Here is an 18682-nt window from a genome sequence, read left to right as displayed (position 1 = left end):
TAAATCACACAGAATGCATGCATCTACCAACAAAATCGCGGTGTTTATACGATTTATCCTACAAATTCTTCAAATCTATAAAGTCTATAATGCCAGCAAAGCCGGGCGAAGCGGCTAACCCGCCCGCCGCGCCCGGCCCCATCCCTCTACCGAGAGTTAGCCGCCGTAGAACTTCTTCGCCGCCGCGCTCATCTTGTCGACGTAAGCATCCGGGCTCAGCTTGCCCGTCGCCAGCTCCATGAACACGGGGATAACCGTGCCTGTAGAGAAGTCGCCGCCGTTATCGATGCCGTTGCCCCACGGCATATTCACCTTGGCGTTGCCGAATGCGGTCGCGGCTTCCGCCAGCGGAGCCGGCCACTCGGTATCGAGCGTGGCCGGAATAGCCAGCGCTTGATCGGCCATTTCCTGCTGCGCCTTCTTGCCGACCAAATATTTGACGAGCTCGAACGCGGCAGGGACGTTTTTGCTGTTTTTGTTCATCAACAAGCCTTGAGCGCCGAAGGTAAGCCCTTGCAGTCCGCCCTCGCCGTTGCCGTTCGACACAGTCGGGAATTGGAACGAACCCCAACGGAAATCCGGTCCGGCCGTGGCAGCGACCTCGTTCGGCAGCCATGTTCCATTCAAGTACATGCCTGCTTTGCCAAGAGCCAGATCCTGCTGTCCGGCAGGATATTTGTTGCCTGCGATCTTCTTGGAGAGATAGCCCTTCTCCTGAAGCTGCTGCATATCGGAAGCGAATTGCTTGACGATCGGGTCCTTCCACATCTCGCCGGTTTTGTCCTTCACCAGGCTGTCCGTCCAATCGCTGCCCATCGCGCTGCCGAAGTAGCCGCCGATGAACAGATCGCGGTAAGCGTCGTCGAACGTAATCGGATCTGCGCCGATCTGCTTGAGCGCTTCGCACGCCGCCAGGAACTCCTCCCAGCTCGTTGGAACCGCTGTAATTCCGGCCTTCTCGAACAGTGCTTTGTTATAAAAGAACAACACCGCGTACGGCTGCTGCGGAATGGCATAGTAGCCCTCTTCCAGGCCCGCTTCCGTCGACAGCGTCTTGACCCACTCGATCAGCGACGGAATGAGCGAATCCTTCACCGACTTGCCGTCGCTGCCGACCGAAGGCTGCTGCAGCAGATCGTCCAGCTTCAGCACGTGATCCTTCAGATTGGCCAGCGCCGCGCCCGGGTCCTGTTCGAAGATGTCGATCTGCTGTCCGCTCTCCAGCGCCGGCTTGATCAGCTTGTTAATGTCCCGGCCGTTAAACTTCAGCTCGACCTCGACGGCGGGATTGTTCGCCTTGAATTCCGCAATCGCTGCCTCAATGACCTTCGCTTGCGGCTCGGTATTGCTCCACATCGACCAGAATACGACTTTGCCCTCCAGCCCCGAGGCGGACGGACTCTCCGAAGCAGACGCCGTCGCCGATTCCGAGGCCGACGGAGTCGCAGTAGCGGACGGAGACTCGCTTGGCGATGCCGATGGCGCAGCCGATTTACTGCAGCCTGCCAGCAATACGACCGTCAAAATAAGCGAAAGCAATGCGAGCGTGCCGAGCTTTCTTCTGTTATTCAAATTCGATTCCCCCTATAAATTTGTTGTTAACGCTTACAATAAAGATTATAGATCGGCAGCAAATCCCGAAGTATAGCGCCGCCTTAGATAAAAATGGACGACGATTAGCCTCCTCTCGCACCCAAAGTATGTCTTCTCGTTAGATAAACATGGACTCCAATTAGATGTGCCCTTTACAGCGACTCTAAAAACTAAGGGAAAGTGATATAATCGGTGTACCTGCAGCGGAAAGCGGTGACCTCGTGGGCGTATTGAAGAAAATGAAAATCAAAACGCAATTTATGATAGCGGTTGCATGCGTACTGGGAGTTATGCTGCTGATCATCTACTCGCTGTACGAGCAAACCTCGCGAATCGTAATCCGCAACAACAGCCAGATCACCGAGGATCTCGTCCGCAAGTTTAAACTCGGCATGTCCCAGAAGGTGGAAGAGGTCGGACAGATGATGCTGAATCTCGGCTTCGACCCGTTCCTTCAGCAATATTTGACGCAGGTTAACCCTAGTCTGCTGTACGAGATGAGCAAAGAGCTGGATCGGAAAATTATCTCCCTGAAGGCGGGACGGCAGGGCATCGAGGATATCGTGCTCATCGGCGCGCGCGGAACAAAGTACAGTCTTAACGGAGGCATTGAATACGTGCGGGGACTGGAGCCGGAAATCTTGGCCGCCGACGGCGTCTATGTCAGCGGCTTGCAGAAATTCAGCTACAGCGGCACGCTGCAGAATGCTCTCGTGTTCGCCCAAAGCATCTATGCCGACGGCTCAAACGGCTCAGCGGATAAAAGAATCGGCTATATTGCGGTCATCGCCAACGTGGAGACGATGTTTTTCGATACCGATACGCCGCAGTCGGAGCCCGGGGCCGGCTTTTATTTGATCGATCGGTACGGCCGCGCGTTCCCGGAGACGAACGTCCCCGACATCGCCCGCAACGTCAAGGCGCTTGCCGGCGCATCTGAAGACCAGCCTGCGAGCAAGGATTCCATCGGGGGAATCAAAGGCTCGGTGCAGCTTCACTCGCTCCCGGACGTTCAAGCCTCCCTGCTTAGCTTCATTCCGGAGGAAGCGCTGCTGGCCGAGCTCAACAAGGTGCGTACGCAAAGCGTCTTTATCGTCCTGTTCGCGCTTCTTCTGATGGCTCTGCCCTTCGCGATGATCATCAACAACATCGTCCATCCGATTCAAGTGCTGGTGAAGTTCATTAACAGCATTAAATCCGGAGGCGCGATTCGCGAAGCGAGGAACGATCTGAAGCTGGAAGGCAATCTGGAAATGAAGGTCGTAGCCGAGAAGCTGAACGGTATGCTGAACGAGCTGAACAGCCTGACACACAAGCTCGTCGAGACGACGACGCATCTATTGGAAGCCGAGATTGAGAAGGAGAAAGCCGCTTCCGCTTATTTGCGCAGCCAGATCAATCCCCATTTCCTGTACAATACGTTGGAATCGATCAAGGGCGTGGCGCTGGAGCTCGGTGCGGACCGCGTCGTGGAGATGACCAAGGCGCTCGGCAAGCTGTTCCACTACAGCATCAAGGGACCGGGCTGGGTGACGCTCGACCGCGAGCTGAACGCCGTACAATCGTACGTCTTCCTGCAACTGATTCGCTTTGAGGACCGTTTTGAAGTCGGCTACGATTTTACCGAGGAAGCTCTAAGAGCTCCGGTGATGAAAATGATTTTGCAGCCGCTTGTCGAAAACGCCGTCTTCCACGGACTCGAACCGAAGACGACGCCGGGCCGGCTGCTAATCACTGGCCGAGTGGATGACGGAGTACTGCTTCTCTCCGTTGTCGACGACGGCGTCGGCGTGGAAGAGCAGGAGCTGGCGGAGATTCGGCGGCGCTTAGCGTCGCCGTCATCGCTCGGCCGCAACGGTCGGGAGCCGGCCGCTGCGGCGGAAGGCCTCGGCGTCCTGAACGTGCATAACCGTCTCAGGTTGGCCTACGGAGAGCAAGGCGGCTTAACCTTCGACAGCGAAGCCGGGCAAGGAACACGAATCGTCCTGCACATTCCTTTGAATACTATGCAGCCGGGAGGGGATACGGATGTATAAAGCGGTTCTCGTCGACGACGAAAATCTGGTGCTCAAAAGTCTCGAGGCCGGAATCGACTGGCGCAAGTCGGGGTTTGCCGTTGCGGGCAAAGCCAATAACGGAACCAAAGCGCTTCAGATGGTTCGGGAGCTGAAGCCCCATATCGTATTTACGGACATTCGGATGCCGGGGCTGTCGGGGCTTGAGTTGATTAAGCAAATTAAGGAAATGGACTCCGACGTCCAGATCGTCGTGATCAGCGGCTACGCCGAGTTCGCTTACGTGCAAAAGTCGCTAAGCTATGGCGTGCTGGGCTACTGCCTGAAGCCGTTCGACGACCATGAGATCGACGGCCTGCTCAAGACGGCGGCCAAGGCAATCGAGGACATCCGACAGAAGCGCGAGAACGAGCTGCTGGAGCTGATCGAGGAGCCGTCCTCGGAACGCGCCGATGCGGCGTTCGATCGCAGCCTGCGGGCGAACGGCCTCGATGCGGACTGTCTGTACGCGCTCGTCTCGCTTGGCAAGGGCCGATTGAGCTTCAGAGAAGGCGTGCACTCGGTCGCTGTCCATCTGGGCGCCTCACGAATCGGCTATTTCGTGCAATCCGCGGAAGCGGAGCAGCTGCGCGGTTTAATCCGCGAGTCGATCCCGGCGGACATTCTCGGCATTGGAGCCGCACGCGCGGGACGGGAGCTGTCGGGAGCCATTAAAGCGCTGGATGCGGCGACCGAGCACGCTTGGGATTTCTTCGTCCATGGACGGGATGCGGTTCATTTTCGCGAAGAGGCTGCCGGCGATACGGAGGCCGGCCTCCTGGTGCGACAGCTCGAACGCAGCGCCGCCAAGAAGGATATCGCCGCCATGCGACAGCTGCTCAAGGAGATGGCGCTGCCTGCCAACAAACGAGGCATGACCATCGTACTCGCGCTTATCGTCTACAATATCGTCTACTTCCACTCTTCCTCCGATCCGTCCGCTCCGCCCGAGGAGGAGTACATTTTCAGCCGAGACCAGCTTTATCACTTGTATCGCAGCTTCGACGCGATGATCGACAACCTGCGAGAGGAGCTCCGTGAGCCGGGATCAACTTCGGGGGAGCGCAAGACGGCGCATGCCAACCTGAAGGAAATCGTTAAGCATATTAACGAAAACTATCGCAGCGACATTTCCATTCAGAGTATCGCGAGAAGCTTCTATATGAATCCCAATTATTTGAGCCAGTTGTTCAAGCGCGAGTTGAATATTACGTTTACCGAATATTTGACTCAGGTGCGCCTGCGGCAGGCCCGCCTGCTGCTTGAGACGACCGGTCTCACGATCGGCGAAATCGCGGATGGCGTCGGGTTCCGAGACTACTTCTATTTCATTCGGCTGTTCAAGAAATACGAGAAAATAACGCCTCGGCAGTATCGTCTGCAAGCCGGGTCGCCGCGGGAGGGGAACGCATGAGCCGTCGCTTGGCCGTCTGGCCGCTCGTCTCCCTTTTGCTGGTCGCATTGCTTTCCGGATGCTCCGGCCCGTCCTCGAAAGGCAAAGCTCTCCCCGCGCCTTCGGAACCGATGGAGATTTCCGTTGCCTTCTGGGATCTGGCGGAGAACATGACGCAGGACGATCCGGCACTCCGGCTGCTGGAGCAAAGACTGAATATTACGATTAAGCCGATTCCGATCAAGCTTGAAAATTACATGCAGCAAATTCAAATGTGGGCGTCGGCAGGCCAGTTGCCGGATATCTTCTCCGTCGACGCGATGAATACCCAATCTTACAGGAGCTGGCGGGACCGCGGCGTTATCAAGCCGATTCCCGGCGATCTATCTGCCTATCCGAATTTGCAGGCCTATTTGAGCTTGCCTGGGACCGACGACCTGAAGGACGACGGCAAGCTGTATTTCATCCCGCGCCAGACGTACGACAGCACCGACTACAACGTTCTGGACCGGATCGTCGCCTATAGGTGGGACCTTGCCCAGCAAGCCGGCATTACTCGGGAACCCCAGACCTGGGAGGAGTTCCGCGATATGCTGAAGACGATCGTCGATCATGATCCGGAGAAGAAGAGCGTGCGGGGACTGACCACTGTCGGCAATCTGCTGCTTGGCGGGTTGTTCTGGCTGTACAGCTCTCCCGCTGCCACCAGCGACGGCAGCGGCAGCGATTTCAAGTGGATCAAGGAGGACGGACGCTACATTCCCGCCGTATTCTCGAAGCAGTCCATCGAATCGTTGACGCTGCTCCGAGACTTCTACACAGCCGGCCTGATCGATTCCGATCTCCCCGTCACCCGGGGGGATATGGCCAGAGACAAGTTCGCCGAAGGCAAAATAGCGGCGCTGATCATCGCGGGCGGAGTGCAAAACTTGGACGTTCACATCTATAAGGAGAGATGGCTGAAGCTTCATCCCGGGGACGACAGCTTCTACGATCGAGTCAAGCTGCTTAAGCCGCTGCCGGCTATGGACGGCAATAGATATCATTCCGTATTCAAAACGTTCTGGTCCGAAAGCTATATTTCCGCCAAGGTAGACGACCGGAAGCTGGCTCGCATTTTGGAGCTGTTCGATTATATGAATACGGACGAGTTCAAGGAGATGCGACGTTTCGGCCTGGAAAACACGGACTTCGTTATTGAGGACGGACGCGTTAAACCGCTTGATCCGGACGTCAGCGTCATGACCAAATACAAAGCGTTCTCTACGTTCGCCAACCTGCTCGATTGGGACGGCATGTTTAAGCTGAACATGGACTACGTGGGAATTTCGCCGAAAGCGCGGACGGCGCAGCGAGAGCTGGTCGACTATTCGATGCGCGAGACCCGCAAGCAAGATTACGAGCCGCGGCTGACGCAATTGTCCACCCCGACCAAGGACGGCTTCACCATCTTCGACAACGACGATATGATTCGCGTCATGATCAGCGATTTGCCGGTCGAAGCCGCCTGGCAGGAAATTATCGACGGCTATAAAGAAAAAGGCCTCGATCGAATGATCGAGGAAGTGAATGCGCGAGCCCGCGAGCTCGGTATCGAATAGCTATTTCGCGTACCGGTGGCTGCCGATCGTGGCGATCGTGGAGAGATCGGACCAGAAAGAGCCTTTGGTGACTCGCGGGTCATAGAAGTAAACCGCGTCCTTCACGTTGTTCTTCCCGTTCAGCGCGTCCTTGGTGGCGCGCAGGACGGTGGCGTTCGGCTTGCTCTTGTCGAGCAGTCCGTTGTGAGCCGGCGGAAATTGCTTGCCCGAATAGATGACGTCGCGAATCGTGTCCGGAAACCGCGAGTCTGCCACGCGATTGAGCACGACGTTCGCCACGGCGAGATGCGCCTCGTACGACTCGTACCCGACTTCGACCTGCACGAGCTTAGCCAACAGTCGATAATCCTCCTCGGAGTACGGTTTAGCTTCGTTCTCGAAAACCGAGGGAATGACAACCCGCAACTTTGTACCGATCCCAACGTCATCGGCCTTTAGTCCGTTGCGCTTCAACAGCGCGCCTCTGCTGACGTCGTTCTCCTCGGCAATCTCCTTCAAGCCGTACTCCTCCGCCACGACCGCCTGGGCGACCGGCTCGATCTCGACGAGCCGCTCCTCCGGGCTCCACTTGATCTTCGCATGAAGCAGCTCGGCAACGTAGCGAACCGGAATGTAGATTCTGCCGTCCGCGAAGAAGGGCGCGCTCTCCATCACATAGCGCGAGTCGTTAAAGTAGACGACGGGCACTCCGTTCGTCAGGATGATTGTATCTTTATGCGCAGTATGGATCGTTACCGCTTCGTTCTCGGAGTCCCAATCGGCTTTAGCGTTCAGATGGCCGGTTAGGCTGGCGATCGGCAGGAACAGTCTGCCTCCGAGAATTTGTGCCGGCTCTGCCAGCTTTACTGTTTTCCCGCTCACTTTAAGAGTAATGTTTTCCTCGCTCTCGGCCGCAGCCGAAGTCAGCCCGACGCCGAGCAAGAGCAGGACGGCGAGCGACAGAAGCAAAATCGCGCGAATTTGCTTACTTCTATGGAGCATGAGAACCTCCCGAAGGTACAAAATGTATCGATAGCGTTTTCTTGCTACTGAAAAATATATCACAATACCGGGAGCGCAAAAGATTAACTTTTTCACACAAAAGGGCTTTTTCGCGAAAAAACGGCCGTAATAGGCCGTTTTTTTCTACGATTGAAGCTCTCTTACCCTTTGGAACGAACGAGCAAGTAAAGGAAATACGGAGCGCCGATGACGGCGACGACGATGCCGGTCGGAATTTCCGACGGCTGAAATACCCACCTGCCGAGCGTATCCGCCACAAGAACGAGCAGCGAGCCGGCCAGCACGGTCGTCGGCAGCAAAATCTGATACCTCTGCCCGACTAGCCGCTTCGCGAGATGAGGCGCGATTAGCCCGACGAAGCCAATGCTTCCGCTGACCGCCACGCACGAGCCGGCCAAGCCGACGGCTGCGCCCAACAGCATAAGCTGCTCCCGGCTCACCGCGGCGCCGAGATTGGTCGCTAGTTGATTACCCAGAGCCAGTACGTTCACGGTCTGGGACTTGAAATACACATAGGGCAGCAGAACGCAAATGAAAGGCAGCAGCGCCATAACGAACTTCCAGTCCTTGCCCCAGATGCTTCCCGCCATCCAGGTCGCCACGAATTGATACTGCTCCGGGCTGATTCTCAGTGTGATTACGATCGTAGCGGCGGAAATGCCCGAATTGAGCGCGATCCCGTTCAAGATAAGCCGGTTCGACGACAGCCCTCTATGCTTGCGATACGACATGACAAAGACGAGCAGCGCCGCTATTCCGCCCCCAACCCACGCCAGCAACGGCAGCACGAATGCGGAGACTGCGGTAATCGTCGGGAAAAAGGCGACATACATAAGAATCATGAAGCCGGCTCCCGAGTTGATGCCGATAATGCCCGCATCCGCCAGAGCGTTGCGAGAGACCGACTGCAGAACACAACCGGACAACGCCAGCCCCGCTCCGATCAAAACCGAGATCACGATCCGAGGCAGCCGGAACTCGTACAGAATCAAGTTTTGCTGCGCCGTCCCGTTTCCGAACAGCGTATTCACCAGATCGGAGGGCGACAAACGGATAAATCCGGTATTCATGCTGGCCATGAACGCTAGAATGATGGCCACGAACAGAACGATAAGTACGATGATATTACGCTTGCGCTTGGCAAGCTCTTCGGGAGATTTTAATCTGACGTATTCGCCCATCTCTACAGTTCCCTCCTTTCCTTGTTAGCCAGATAGAGGAAGAAGGGCACCCCGATGAGCGCGATCAGCGCGCCGATCGGCGTCTCGAAGCCCGGACGAACCGTTCTCGCGGCCAAGTCCGCAAGCACGACTAGCACCGCGCCGAGCACTGCGGATGTCGGAATGATCCAACGGTAATCGACGCCGACCAGTTTGCGCGCAAAGTGAGGCACGAGCAGACCGACGAACGAGACCGCTCCAACGGCCGATACGGCCGAACCCGCAAGTACGATAACGATTACCGTCCCCATAAACTTGGTAAAGCCCGAGCGGAGACCCAGCCCTTTGGCCACGTCATCTCCGAGGCTGAGCAGCGTAATCGATCTGGAGATGACGATTGCGCCGGCGATCGCCACAATAATCCACGGCGACATGACCTTCAAGTGAATCCATCTCGTCCCGGCCACGCCTCCGGCGTACCAGAAAGCCAAATCCTGACCGATGCGGAAATAAAGAGCTACGCCTTCGCTTAACGCGGTCAGCAAAGCGGATAACGCCGCGCCCGCGAGCACGAGACGAACCGGCGTCAGTCCGCCCTTCGCGATCGAGCCCAGCGCAAATACGAACAGGGCGCTTAGCGCCGCGCCGATAAAGCAGACCAGAACGAGGGACGAATAAGACATCCCCGGGAAAAAGGCAAAGCAAATCGCGAGAGCGAAGCCCGCTCCCGAGTTCAGTCCCAGCAGCCCCGAATCGGCCAACGGGTTGCGCATCATTCCTTGCAGGATCGCTCCCGCTACTGCGAAGCTGCTTCCGACGAGCACGCATCCGAGCACCCTCGGCAAGCGCAGCTCCTGAATGACCTGATGATCGGTCAAATTCGAATTGTACTGGAATACCGCCAACCACACATCCTCGAAACGAATATCTCTCGCGCCGAACGTTACCGACACGCCTATTCCCAAGACCAACGCTATGATTCCGCCTAGAATGATCAGCAGAGCTACATGGGGACGGGAATGAATTCGCTTGAATACATCGGCCGCCCCGGCTTCGCCGACAGCCTCCGGTGCCGTAGAAGCGCCGGAAGGCAAACTAGACTCATTGGATTCTTTCCTTCTAAGTGCCACGATGAGGTCTCCAGTCTAATAGATTTGCATGATTGCACGAGCCTATGTAACAACCTGATTCTTCTATTGATAAAGATTATCATTGTCATTTGTGACTGTCAATGCTTTGTATCGCCTTATCGGGCCGATTAGGCTGCCAGATTTTCACGCAGGGGAGACCTGCGCGCCTAAATATGTTTTAATTAAGAAGTGTGCAGTTCAACTCATGCAAATCCAACCGACCCGACAAGGAGGAATAACAAGATGGAAATCAGATCATTCTTGCTGCCGAAGGACAAAGTCGCTTACTTGACGACCGCGCAATCCATGACAGAGGCGCTGGAGCTGCTGGAGGCCTCTCAGTATTCCGCCGTGCCCGTCATCGATACGGATGGAAAATATATCGGTACTTTATCCGAAGGCGATCTGCTCTGGAAGCTGAAATGCACTTCCGGTTTGAATTTTGACAATATGGGCGAAATCCCCGTCTCCGGCATCAAGAAAAGAATTTACAACGAATGCGTCGCTATTAACGCCCATATGGAAGACATGCTGACTCTGGCCGCCGATCAGAACTTCGTTCCGGTCGTCGACGACGATCGCGTGTTTCTGGGGATCGTCAGGCGCAAGGACATTATTGAATACTACACGCGAAATATTACGGACTAACGGCGTGGCGGCCGAGTATGCTTCAGAATCGCCGCCGCAAGTGTCGTTCCGGCATCGGGGGTGCAGTCCGACAAGCAGCTCCGATCCGCATTCGTTTTGGCCTTAGACGCCATGCGACCTCATCTCTTTACTTCCAGCTCTTTGGTCATATAAGCACTGTACGGATCCTCCGAATAATCCGCGAAGGGCTCGCAGTAGCGGAAGCCGAAGCTCTCGTACAGCGCTCTGGCCGGGGCGAACGACTCCGGCGATCCCGTCTCCAGGCTTAGCCGCCGATAGCCCCGACTTACAGCCTCGTCCACTATGCACTGCAGCATCCGCCTGGCCACTCCTTTCCTCAAATGCTTCGTCGCCGTACGCATCGATTTGATCTCTCCGTGCCGCTCGTCCAGCTCTTTCAACGCGCCGCATCCCAGCAGCTCTCCCTGTTCCCATACGCTCCAGAACGTCACGTCCGGACTTCTCAGCCCGTTAATATCCAGAGCATGTACGCTCTCCGGAGGAGAATCCTCGGCCATCGCCGATAGATGCTGCCGGATAAGCTCCCGAACCTCCGCTCCAGACAAATCGTCCTCTTTGATTTCCACGATCGCCGCTCCAGTCCCTCTCGATTTTTCTCTACCTATTTATTTATCATTTTTCGCTGTATTCTTCAATCGTTTGGGGAAGCTAACTCTTTCCGACGGGTCAAAAGGTGTATACGAAAGGTAAAGACTAGTATATGGTGTCAGCCCCTCCCCCCTCCTATACTTGAACTTAGGAAGCGAAGCTGCCCCGAGCAGCAGGGCTGACCATAACTAGACATGGCGGAGGGGTAGTATGAAGCTGGGAAGAAAGTTCCTCTTGATCACAACCTTGATTGTCAGCGTGGCGATGACCGCGTGCGGCAACGGCAACACGGCGAAGGAATCCGAGAAGGCGTCTCCAAGCGCATCTCCATCGGCTTCAGCGAGCGCGACAAGCTCAAGCGGCGCTGAAGGCGGCGAAGTGATTGAAGTATCGACGGTTTCCCAAAGCGATCCTTACCTTAAGTTCGACGAGGGCGAGAGCTGGGAAAAGAACTCCGTATACGATGCTTATGAGAAAGATATCGGCGTCAAAATCACGAACAAATGGATTGCCGACGTCACTCAATTCAAAGAAAAAGTAAAAATTACGATTGCCTCGGACGATCTGCCGGATTTCCTGCTCGTTAACGCGACTCAGCTCAAAGAGCTGACTGAAGCCGACATGATTATGGATTTGACGGATGTGTACGATCAATACGCGACGGAAGAAACGAAAAAGTTTCTGACGATGGACGGCGGCCTGCAGCTGAAGACGGCCACGTTCGACGGCAAACTTATGGGCATTCCAAGCTCCTATAACCCGTACCAGTACCAATACCTTTACGTCCGCACGGACTGGCTAAAGGAACTAAACCTTCCCGAGCCGAAAACGATGGCCGACTTGGTGACCATCTCCGAAGCGTTCAAAGCGAAAAACCCGGGCGGCAAAAGCACGACCTACGGACTTGCAGTCAGCAAAAATCCGTTCAACATCGAAACCGGCGTAACCGGATTGCGCGCCTTCCTCAACGGCTATCATGCGTATGAGAATATCTGGATCGACGACGGCAACGGTGGATTGGTCAACAGCGATATTCAACCGGAAGTGAAGCAAGCGCTCGCGGGGCTTCAGGATATGTTCAAGAAAGGCTTGATCGATCCGGAATTCGCCGTCAAGGACACGGAAAAAGCGGCTGAGCTACTCTACGACGATGGCATCGGCATGGTGTTCGGCGCATCCTGGACTCCTGCGCAGCTCGTTAAGGGCGCGGTCAAAGACAACAAAGTCGTGCAAGAGTGGGGCGTCTTCCCGATTCCGTCGGTGGATGGCAGCCCGGCTCGTCCGCAAATCGGCATCGGCGTAGACGAATACTTCGTCATTTCCAAAAAAGCGAAGCATCCGGAAGGCGTTATCAAGCTGATGAATCAATGGATCGTTATCGACAACCATCCGACTCCGGAGCAAAAAGTGTATACGTTAGGCAAGGACTTGGTCGAGAAAGGCAGCAACTACTGGCTGCTCAATCCGCTTCGCGTCGGCAAGCAGCTCGACAACAACGGAGAGATTCTGCCTAAAGCCATCGAAACCAAAGACGAGAGCATCCTGCAAACGCAAGACCAAAAAACTCGTTACGAGCGCGCAATGAAATTTGTCGACGGCGATACGAGCATGTGGTGGGAATACTTGATTTCCGGTCCGAAGGGCGCCCTGTCCCTCAACCCGGAAATTCAGAACAACAAGCAATACATGCAGAACAAATTCTACGGCGCTCCGACGCCTACGATGGTCGACAGACAGGAAATTCTGACCAAGAAGCGCGACGAAGTGTACTTCAAGATTATGATGAACCAAGTGTCCGTCGACGAATTCGACAAGTTCGTGGAAGAGTGGAAAAAGCTTGGCGGAGACGAGATTACGAAAGAAGTTAATGAATGGTACGCCGCTAATAAATAACCCCGGACGCGCGCGGAAGAGCGTCCCGAAAGTAAAGCCGATCTAGATTATCGTTAGGAAAAAGTGCGCATGTGTCTCCTGGAGAAGGCCTCATACGGTCCTGAAATAACCTTGCAACGGGTTTACCATTCCGGATTTCAGGAGCGTATAGACTCAGATGGGGATACATGCGTGTTTACTATTCAGATATCGAGATCTTTCAACCGCTTTCGGAACAGACCTTCCCGTTGACTGCCCGGCTCCAGCTTAACATCGAGGTGAATGGCATGAATGGACTAACAAGGATATGGAAGAGGGAATGGCCGCTGCATTTTATGCTGATTCCGGGCCTTTTCCTGGTGCTGCTGTTCAGCTACGTCCCGATGGCGGGCATCATCATGGCTTTTCAGAAATACGTGCCTAACAAAGGCTTGTTCGGTTCCCCTTTCATCGGCATGAAAAACTTCCAACTGCTGATCGATTACCCGGATATCGGGCGCATTTTCTTCAATACGATGTTTATTGCAGTCATGAAAATAGCGGCCGGACTGTTCGTGCCGATTACGATAGCGATTCTACTCAACGAACTGCGCCGGGAATGGATCAAACGGACGTTCCAGACGCTCGTCTACTTGCCTCATTTTATGTCTTGGGTTTTGCTGAGCGGAATACTCGTCGACATCCTGTCCCCCTCCTCCGGCATTTTCAATCAAGTGCTCGGATGGTTCGGAGTCAAACCGATCTTCTTCCTGGGAAGCAACGACTGGTTCCCGTACGTCATGGTTGCATCGGATGTATGGAAGGAATTCGGCTTCGGCACGATCGTTTACTTAGCCGCGTTAACCAGCATTAACCCTTCTCTATACGAAGCGGCGGCCATGGACGGCGCCGGGCGGATCAAGCAGACATTCTATGTCACGCTCCCCGGCATGATGCCGATTATCGTACTGATGCTGACGCTCAACATCGGCAACGTGCTTAACGCCGGCTTTGAACAAATTTTTAACCTGTACAGCCCTCCCGTCTACGAAAGCGCGGACATCATCGACACCTTCGTCTACCGTATGGGCGTGCAGCAAGCGCAGTTCGGCTTTGCTACAGCCGTAGGCCTGCTGAAATCGATCGTCTCGTTTCTGTTCGTGTCGCTGTCCTACGTCCTAGCCTACCGACTGGCGAATTACCGTATTTTCTAATGATCCGCCCGCCGTTCAGAAGGGAGACTTACCATGATTACTGACCGTTCGCTCGGCAGAAGAGTTTTTATTGCGGGAAACTTCACGTTCCTGCTGCTGATCTCCTTCCTCTGCCTGATGCCTATTATGCATATTCTGGCCATTTCGTTCAGCTCCGGAGCCGCGGCGGCGGCCGGCAAAGTGTCCCTGTGGCCGGTCGACTTCACGACCGCCGCTTACGACAACGTGTTCGGCAAGCCCGAATACCTCCGCGCCTTCTGGGTATCGATCCAGCGCGTGCTGCTCGGAACTGCCCTAAGCATGGCGCTTATGATCGTCACCGCTTATCCGCTGTCCAAGGACCCCCGCCAGTTCCGGCTCAGAACGTTTTACGCATGGGTGTTCGTGTTTACCATTTTGTTCAGCGGCGGACTGATTCCGACCTATTTGACCGTCAAAAACCTCGGAATGATCGACACGCTCTGGGCGCTCGTGCTGCCGACGGCGATCCCGGTGTTTAACGTCATCCTGCTGCTGAACTTCTATCGCAATCTGCCCAAGGAGCTGGAGGAATCGTCGCGAATCGACGGCGCGGGACATTTTAAGACGCTGTGGAAAATTTACGTCCCCCTCTCCTTGCCGGCTCTGGCCACAACGGGATTGTTCACGGTCGTCGGACATTGGAACAGTTGGTTTGACGGTATGCTATACATGAACCATACCGAGAATTACCCGCTGCAGACGTTCCTTCAGACGGTCATCATCAAGATGGATTTTCGCTTTATCAAGGCGGAGCAAGCCGAGTTGATGGTCAAGCTGTCCGACCGTACAAGCCGAGCGGCGCAAATCTTCGTGGCGGCGTTCCCCATTCTGATCGTTTATCCTTTCCTTCAGCGCTTTTTCATTAAAGGCATTGTCATGGGAAGCGTAAAAGAATAAGATCGGAGTGACTCACAACTTGGCGACAGCAAAACCGGGAGCTCGAGCGATGAAAACCTTATTCTCTATGCATGAATCCTCCATATTCAAGAAAATTATGGCTGCCTTCCTGGCAGCCTTATTGCCTATGCTGGCGATTACCTGGATGATCAACGAACGGGGATCGGCCAACATCCGCAGCGAAATTTCCGGGTCGGTGCTGAATACGACCCGCTTCTATATGGATTCCCTGGACCAGGAAGCCGATCGGATCAGCCGCTATCTGCCCAACTACGTAATGGATCAGGATTTGATGGAGGTTGCGACGACAGGGAAAGAGATGAGCTCTTACGAGCGTTCAAGCAAAATTCTGGACATCCAGAGCAGGCTTGAGCTGATGAAGAACTCCAGCCCGTACATTCGGGAGGCCAAGGCCTACATCCCGCTCATTAACCGCACCGTGCTAAGCAATAACTTCGAAACCCATCTGGATGAACAGGAGTACGCCTCGATGCAGACTAGCGCCAAATCTTATGACGAAGCGTTTATCTACTGGAACAATCGCTTTTTTATCACGATGCAGTATCCCGTCAACACGTCGCGAAGCCCGCTGTATGTCGTCGGAGTCGAGCTGTCCGCTACCAAAATCAGAGACACGCTGGCGCAAATCGGCGGCAACCGCGGAGGACATAGCGTCCTGCTGAACCTGAATCGCGGATGGCATATCGACACCGGCATGGACGACGAGCTGCTGGATCAGGTCGCAGCCTTCGTGTCGGCTCAGCAGGAAACGCTTTCCAAAGAAGGCTATGACACGATCGTCCATCAGGGCGAGCGGCTGCTCGCCGTCTACAAATATTCCGCCCTATGGAACGCCTATTCGGTCACCTGCATTCCGGAGGAGATGATTCTCGGTTCCTTGCAGATGTACCGGACATTGTTCTGGTGGGCCTGCGCGCTTGCGGCCGCCATCGTGCTGTTCTTTACCTATTTCCTGCTGCGACTGATTTATCGGCCGTTGATGAAGCTGGTCCACTCGTTCCGTCGCGTGCAGCAGAATCGACTGGAGCCGATCCAGATCAATCGCGGAGCCGACGAATTCGGCTATTTGTACCAAGCCTTCAACGACACGATCAGTTCGCTGAAAAAGCTAATCGAGGAAAACTACGAGCAGCAAATCCGCAACCAGCGCTCCGAGCTGAAGCGGCTGCAGTCGCAGATCAATCCTCATTTTCTGTACAACTGCTTCTTCGTGCTGTGCCGGCTGATCAAGTCCGACAAGCATAAGGAGAAGGCGTATCAGTTTTGCCTGTATATCGGACAATACTTCCAATTCATCACGCGCAACGACGAAGACGAGATCCCGCTGGAGCAGGAGATGGAGCATTCCCGGACTTACGTCAAAATGCAGACGATCTGCTACGGCGACCGCATCGAGGTCGGTTTTGACGGCGACGTCCCTCCTATTTCCGTCCCGAGACTGATTTTGCAGCCGATTATCGAGAATGCTTACAAGCATGCGCTCGGCAATATGCTCCATCCGGGAGAGCTGTGGGTGCATACCGAGCTTAGAGGCGACGAATTTACGATCTATGTAGAGGACAACGGACAAAATATCACGGACGAAGAAATCGAGCGGCTGCGCAAGAAGCTGCGGCATTCCACGAGCCGGATCGAGGAGACGACCGGCCTGCTGAACGTCCATCGCCGGATTCAATTGAGATACGGAGAAAAGTACGGCCTGTCCGTAGCGCGCTCGGAGCTTGGCGGGCTGCGGGTCGGAATTCAACTATGCGCGAGCCAGAGGGGGAACGAGCATGTACAGACTGCTGATCGTTGACGATCTACCGCTTATCGTAGACGGCCTTGTGGAGCTGTTCGAGCAGAACGAGCATCTGGCGCTCGAGACGGTGACCGCTTACTCGGGAGAAGAAGCGCTGGAGGTGCTCTCCAGCCAGCGCATCGATATCGTGCTGTCCGATATCAAGATGCCGGGCATAGAAGGCATTGAGCTGCTGCGGGAGATCAAGTCCCAGTGGCCGGCCTGCAAAGTGATTTTTCTAACCGGCTATAACGACTTCGAATATGCCAAGAGCGCGCTGACGTACGGCGGCTTCGATTATATTCTGAAGGTCGAGAGCGACGACAAAATCGTGCAGGCGGTACAGCGGGCTGTCGCCAAAATCGAAGAGGAACAGGATCAGGCAAACATGATCGTCCGGGCGCAGTCCAAGATGAGGCAGGCGCTGCCTTCTCTTCAGAAGGAGTACATGTGGGGATTGTTTCTGGGCAAGCATGCCACGGAAAGCCAGCTCGATCGAATGTTTCGGGAGCTGGACATCCCGCTTGACGCTTCCTTGCCCGCCTACCTTCTTATCGGAAGGCTGGATGCGTGGAAAGAAACGTTTACGGCCCCGGACAAAGCGCTGCTCTGCTACGCCATGCAGAACATCGGAGATGAGATGCTGTCGGCGCAGGTCAGATGCTTCTCCGTCGTCTTCGAGCTGTCCAAGGTCGTCTGGCTGATCCAGCCGAAAGCCTCAAGCAGGCCCGTTGAGCTCTCTTGCGATCCGGGCAGCGCGGAATGGCTTAAAGCCCACCGTTATGTGAGCGGCATTCTGGAATCGGTGCAGGCCAACTGCCGGAAGCTGCTCGGACTGTCGGTCTCCTTCCTGCTGGCGAGCGAGACGACGGACTGGTCGTCACTGTCGGATCATTTTCACACGAATAAATACGCTTTGAGTCTCGGTCACGGCTTGTTTAACGAAGTTATTCTTACCGATAAGGATGTGCCGCGGAGCCCGTCCGCCGAGTCCGCCGGAGTGCCGCGCGACAGCTTCTACCACGCCCGGGTTCAACTGCTGATGAGCTGTCTGGAGAACAACCATCGCGAGCCATTCGATCAGCTCTTCATCGAGCTTACGGAAGTGTGGAACGATCAGACGGCGCCGCAAGAGCGGAAAATCGAACTGTACCACTCCCTCTCGGCGGTTTTCCTGTTCTTCATTCACCAGAATCGGGATGTCGGCGAATACGTCAATACGCTGCTTGATCTCGACAAGCTGTTCCGATACGACGAGTCGATCTCCTGGTCGGAGCTCGTTCAGTACTATCGGCAGATGGCCGATTGCTTCTTCGAATGGAACGCCCAACGCTGCACGGAGCTGCCGGCCGAAGTCGTGAACAAGGTACACAGCTTTATCGAAGAGAATATCGCCACCGACATTTCCTTAACGGCGCTGGCGGATTACGTAAGCCTGAATCCCTCCTATCTGTCCAGACTTTATAAGCAAATTACGGGAATCGGGCTGTCGAAATACGTGAACGATTACCGGAATCTGAAGGCGAAGGAAATGCTGCTGAACACGGCGATGAAGGTAAACGAGGTGGCTGCGGCGCTCGGCTACAATTCGGCGCTGGCATTTATCCGCTTCTTCAAGAAGCAGAACGATATGACGCCGCAGGATTTTCGTTCCATGCGTTCCCAACCGACCGAGCAAGGTCAATAAATGTATATGGAATGTAAGCAA

General features: G+C 55.0%; 14 protein-coding genes. 9 read left to right on the top strand and 5 right to left on the bottom strand.

What is annotated here, in order from left to right; genetic code table 11:
- Positions 1-156 precede the first annotated feature (156 nt).
- On the bottom strand, positions 157-1572 hold the full coding sequence (locus J4772_RS26310) for an ABC transporter substrate-binding protein (RefSeq protein ID WP_209072063.1): 1416 nt from the start codon (positions 1570-1572) through the stop codon (positions 157-159).
- A gap of 260 nt (positions 1573-1832) precedes the next feature.
- On the opposite strand from J4772_RS26310, the gene J4772_RS26305 reads away from it, so the two are divergent.
- The 3 genes from J4772_RS26305 to J4772_RS26295 are packed head-to-tail and all read left to right on the top strand — an operon-like array spanning position 1833 to position 6641.
- Positions 1833-3629 carry a sensor histidine kinase gene (locus tag J4772_RS26305; RefSeq protein WP_209072062.1) on the top strand — a complete coding sequence of 599 codons (1797 nt, stop codon included), beginning with the start codon at positions 1833-1835 and terminating at the stop codon, positions 3627-3629.
- Entirely contained in the window at positions 3622-5061 is a 1440-nt protein-coding gene (locus J4772_RS26300) for a response regulator transcription factor (RefSeq protein WP_209072061.1), read from the top strand. The genes J4772_RS26305 and J4772_RS26300 overlap by 8 nt, the downstream gene beginning before the upstream one ends.
- Positions 5058-6641, top strand: a complete 1584-nt coding sequence (locus J4772_RS26295) for an extracellular solute-binding protein (RefSeq protein WP_209072060.1) — start codon at positions 5058-5060, stop codon at positions 6639-6641. Before J4772_RS26300 ends, J4772_RS26295 begins: the two co-directional genes overlap by 4 nt.
- Here J4772_RS26295 and J4772_RS26290 read toward each other — a convergent pair whose 3' ends face one another.
- The 3 genes from J4772_RS26290 to J4772_RS26280 all read right to left on the bottom strand — a co-directional run bounded on the left by J4772_RS26290 (position 6642) and on the right by J4772_RS26280 (position 9828).
- Positions 6642-7622 (bottom strand): cell wall hydrolase, encoded by a 981-nt coding sequence (locus J4772_RS26290; protein ID WP_209072059.1) that lies wholly within the window; start codon positions 7620-7622, stop codon positions 6642-6644. It lies immediately after the preceding gene.
- 161 nt (positions 7623-7783) lie between these two features.
- Complete coding sequence (locus J4772_RS26285; protein WP_209072058.1) at positions 7784-8824, bottom strand: FecCD family ABC transporter permease; 1041 nt, start codon at positions 8822-8824, stop codon at positions 7784-7786.
- 2 nt (positions 8825-8826) lie between these two features.
- Positions 8827-9828 (bottom strand): FecCD family ABC transporter permease, encoded by a 1002-nt coding sequence (locus tag J4772_RS26280; protein ID WP_246016591.1) that lies wholly within the window; start codon positions 9826-9828, stop codon positions 8827-8829.
- Positions 9829-10176: 348 nt separating this feature from the next.
- Here J4772_RS26280 and J4772_RS26275 point away from each other — a divergent pair, with 348 nt between their 5' ends.
- On the top strand, positions 10177-10581 hold the full coding sequence (locus J4772_RS26275) for a CBS domain-containing protein (protein ID WP_209072057.1): 405 nt from the start codon (positions 10177-10179) through the stop codon (positions 10579-10581).
- Between the two features lie 119 nt (positions 10582-10700).
- Here the strand turns inward: J4772_RS26275 and J4772_RS26270 are convergent, their stop codons facing one another.
- Positions 10701-11168, bottom strand: coding sequence for a GNAT family N-acetyltransferase (locus J4772_RS26270; RefSeq protein WP_209072056.1), 468 nt, complete (start codon positions 11166-11168; stop codon positions 10701-10703).
- Positions 11169-11400: 232 nt separating this feature from the next.
- Here J4772_RS26270 and J4772_RS26265 point away from each other — a divergent pair, with 232 nt between their 5' ends.
- The 5 genes from J4772_RS26265 to J4772_RS26245 all read left to right on the top strand — a co-directional run bounded on the left by J4772_RS26265 (position 11401) and on the right by J4772_RS26245 (position 18661).
- Positions 11401-13083, top strand: coding sequence for an extracellular solute-binding protein (locus J4772_RS26265; RefSeq protein ID WP_209072055.1), 1683 nt, complete (start codon positions 11401-11403; stop codon positions 13081-13083).
- A 266-nt stretch (positions 13084-13349) separates the two neighbouring features.
- Positions 13350-14255, top strand: coding sequence for an ABC transporter permease (locus J4772_RS26260; RefSeq protein WP_094044549.1), 906 nt, complete (start codon positions 13350-13352; stop codon positions 14253-14255).
- A 33-nt stretch (positions 14256-14288) separates the two neighbouring features.
- Positions 14289-15173 (top strand): carbohydrate ABC transporter permease, encoded by an 885-nt coding sequence (locus J4772_RS26255; RefSeq protein ID WP_209072054.1) that lies wholly within the window; start codon positions 14289-14291, stop codon positions 15171-15173.
- A 49-nt stretch (positions 15174-15222) separates the two neighbouring features.
- Entirely contained in the window at positions 15223-16992 is a 1770-nt protein-coding gene (locus J4772_RS26250; RefSeq protein ID WP_209072053.1) for a sensor histidine kinase, read from the top strand.
- Positions 16970-18661 carry a response regulator gene (locus J4772_RS26245; RefSeq protein WP_209072052.1) on the top strand — a complete coding sequence of 564 codons (1692 nt, stop codon included), beginning with the start codon at positions 16970-16972 and terminating at the stop codon, positions 18659-18661. Before J4772_RS26250 ends, J4772_RS26245 begins: the two co-directional genes overlap by 23 nt.
- The last annotated feature ends 21 nt before the right edge of the window (positions 18662-18682 follow it).

Origin of the sequence: Cohnella sp. LGH (genome assembly GCF_017671885.1) — a bacterium.
GTDB classification, from domain to species: Bacteria; Bacillota; Bacilli; order Paenibacillales; family Paenibacillaceae; genus Cohnella; species Cohnella phaseoli.
This window is presented reverse-complemented; position numbering and strand designations above follow the sequence as displayed.

Coding starts and splice junctions, on each gene's coding strand:
- J4772_RS26305 (WP_209072062.1), top strand. CDS start 1,833: ATGAAAATCAAAACGCAATTTATGATAGCGGTTGCATGCGTACTGGGA.
- J4772_RS26300 (WP_209072061.1), top strand. CDS start 3,622: ATGTATAAAGCGGTTCTCGTCGACGACGAAAATCTGGTGCTCAAAAGT.
- J4772_RS26295 (WP_209072060.1), top strand. CDS start 5,058: ATGAGCCGTCGCTTGGCCGTCTGGCCGCTCGTCTCCCTTTTGCTGGTC.
- J4772_RS26290 (WP_209072059.1), bottom strand. CDS start 7,622: ATGCTCCATAGAAGTAAGCAAATTCGCGCGATTTTGCTTCTGTCGCTC.
- J4772_RS26285 (WP_209072058.1), bottom strand. CDS start 8,824: ATGGGCGAATACGTCAGATTAAAATCTCCCGAAGAGCTTGCCAAGCGC.
- J4772_RS26275 (WP_209072057.1), top strand. CDS start 10,177: ATGGAAATCAGATCATTCTTGCTGCCGAAGGACAAAGTCGCTTACTTG.
- J4772_RS26265 (WP_209072055.1), top strand. CDS start 11,401: ATGAAGCTGGGAAGAAAGTTCCTCTTGATCACAACCTTGATTGTCAGC.
- J4772_RS26260 (WP_094044549.1), top strand. CDS start 13,350: ATGAATGGACTAACAAGGATATGGAAGAGGGAATGGCCGCTGCATTTT.
- J4772_RS26255 (WP_209072054.1), top strand. CDS start 14,289: ATGATTACTGACCGTTCGCTCGGCAGAAGAGTTTTTATTGCGGGAAAC.
- J4772_RS26250 (WP_209072053.1), top strand. CDS start 15,223: ATGAAAACCTTATTCTCTATGCATGAATCCTCCATATTCAAGAAAATT.
- J4772_RS26245 (WP_209072052.1), top strand. CDS start 16,970: ATGTACAGACTGCTGATCGTTGACGATCTACCGCTTATCGTAGACGGC.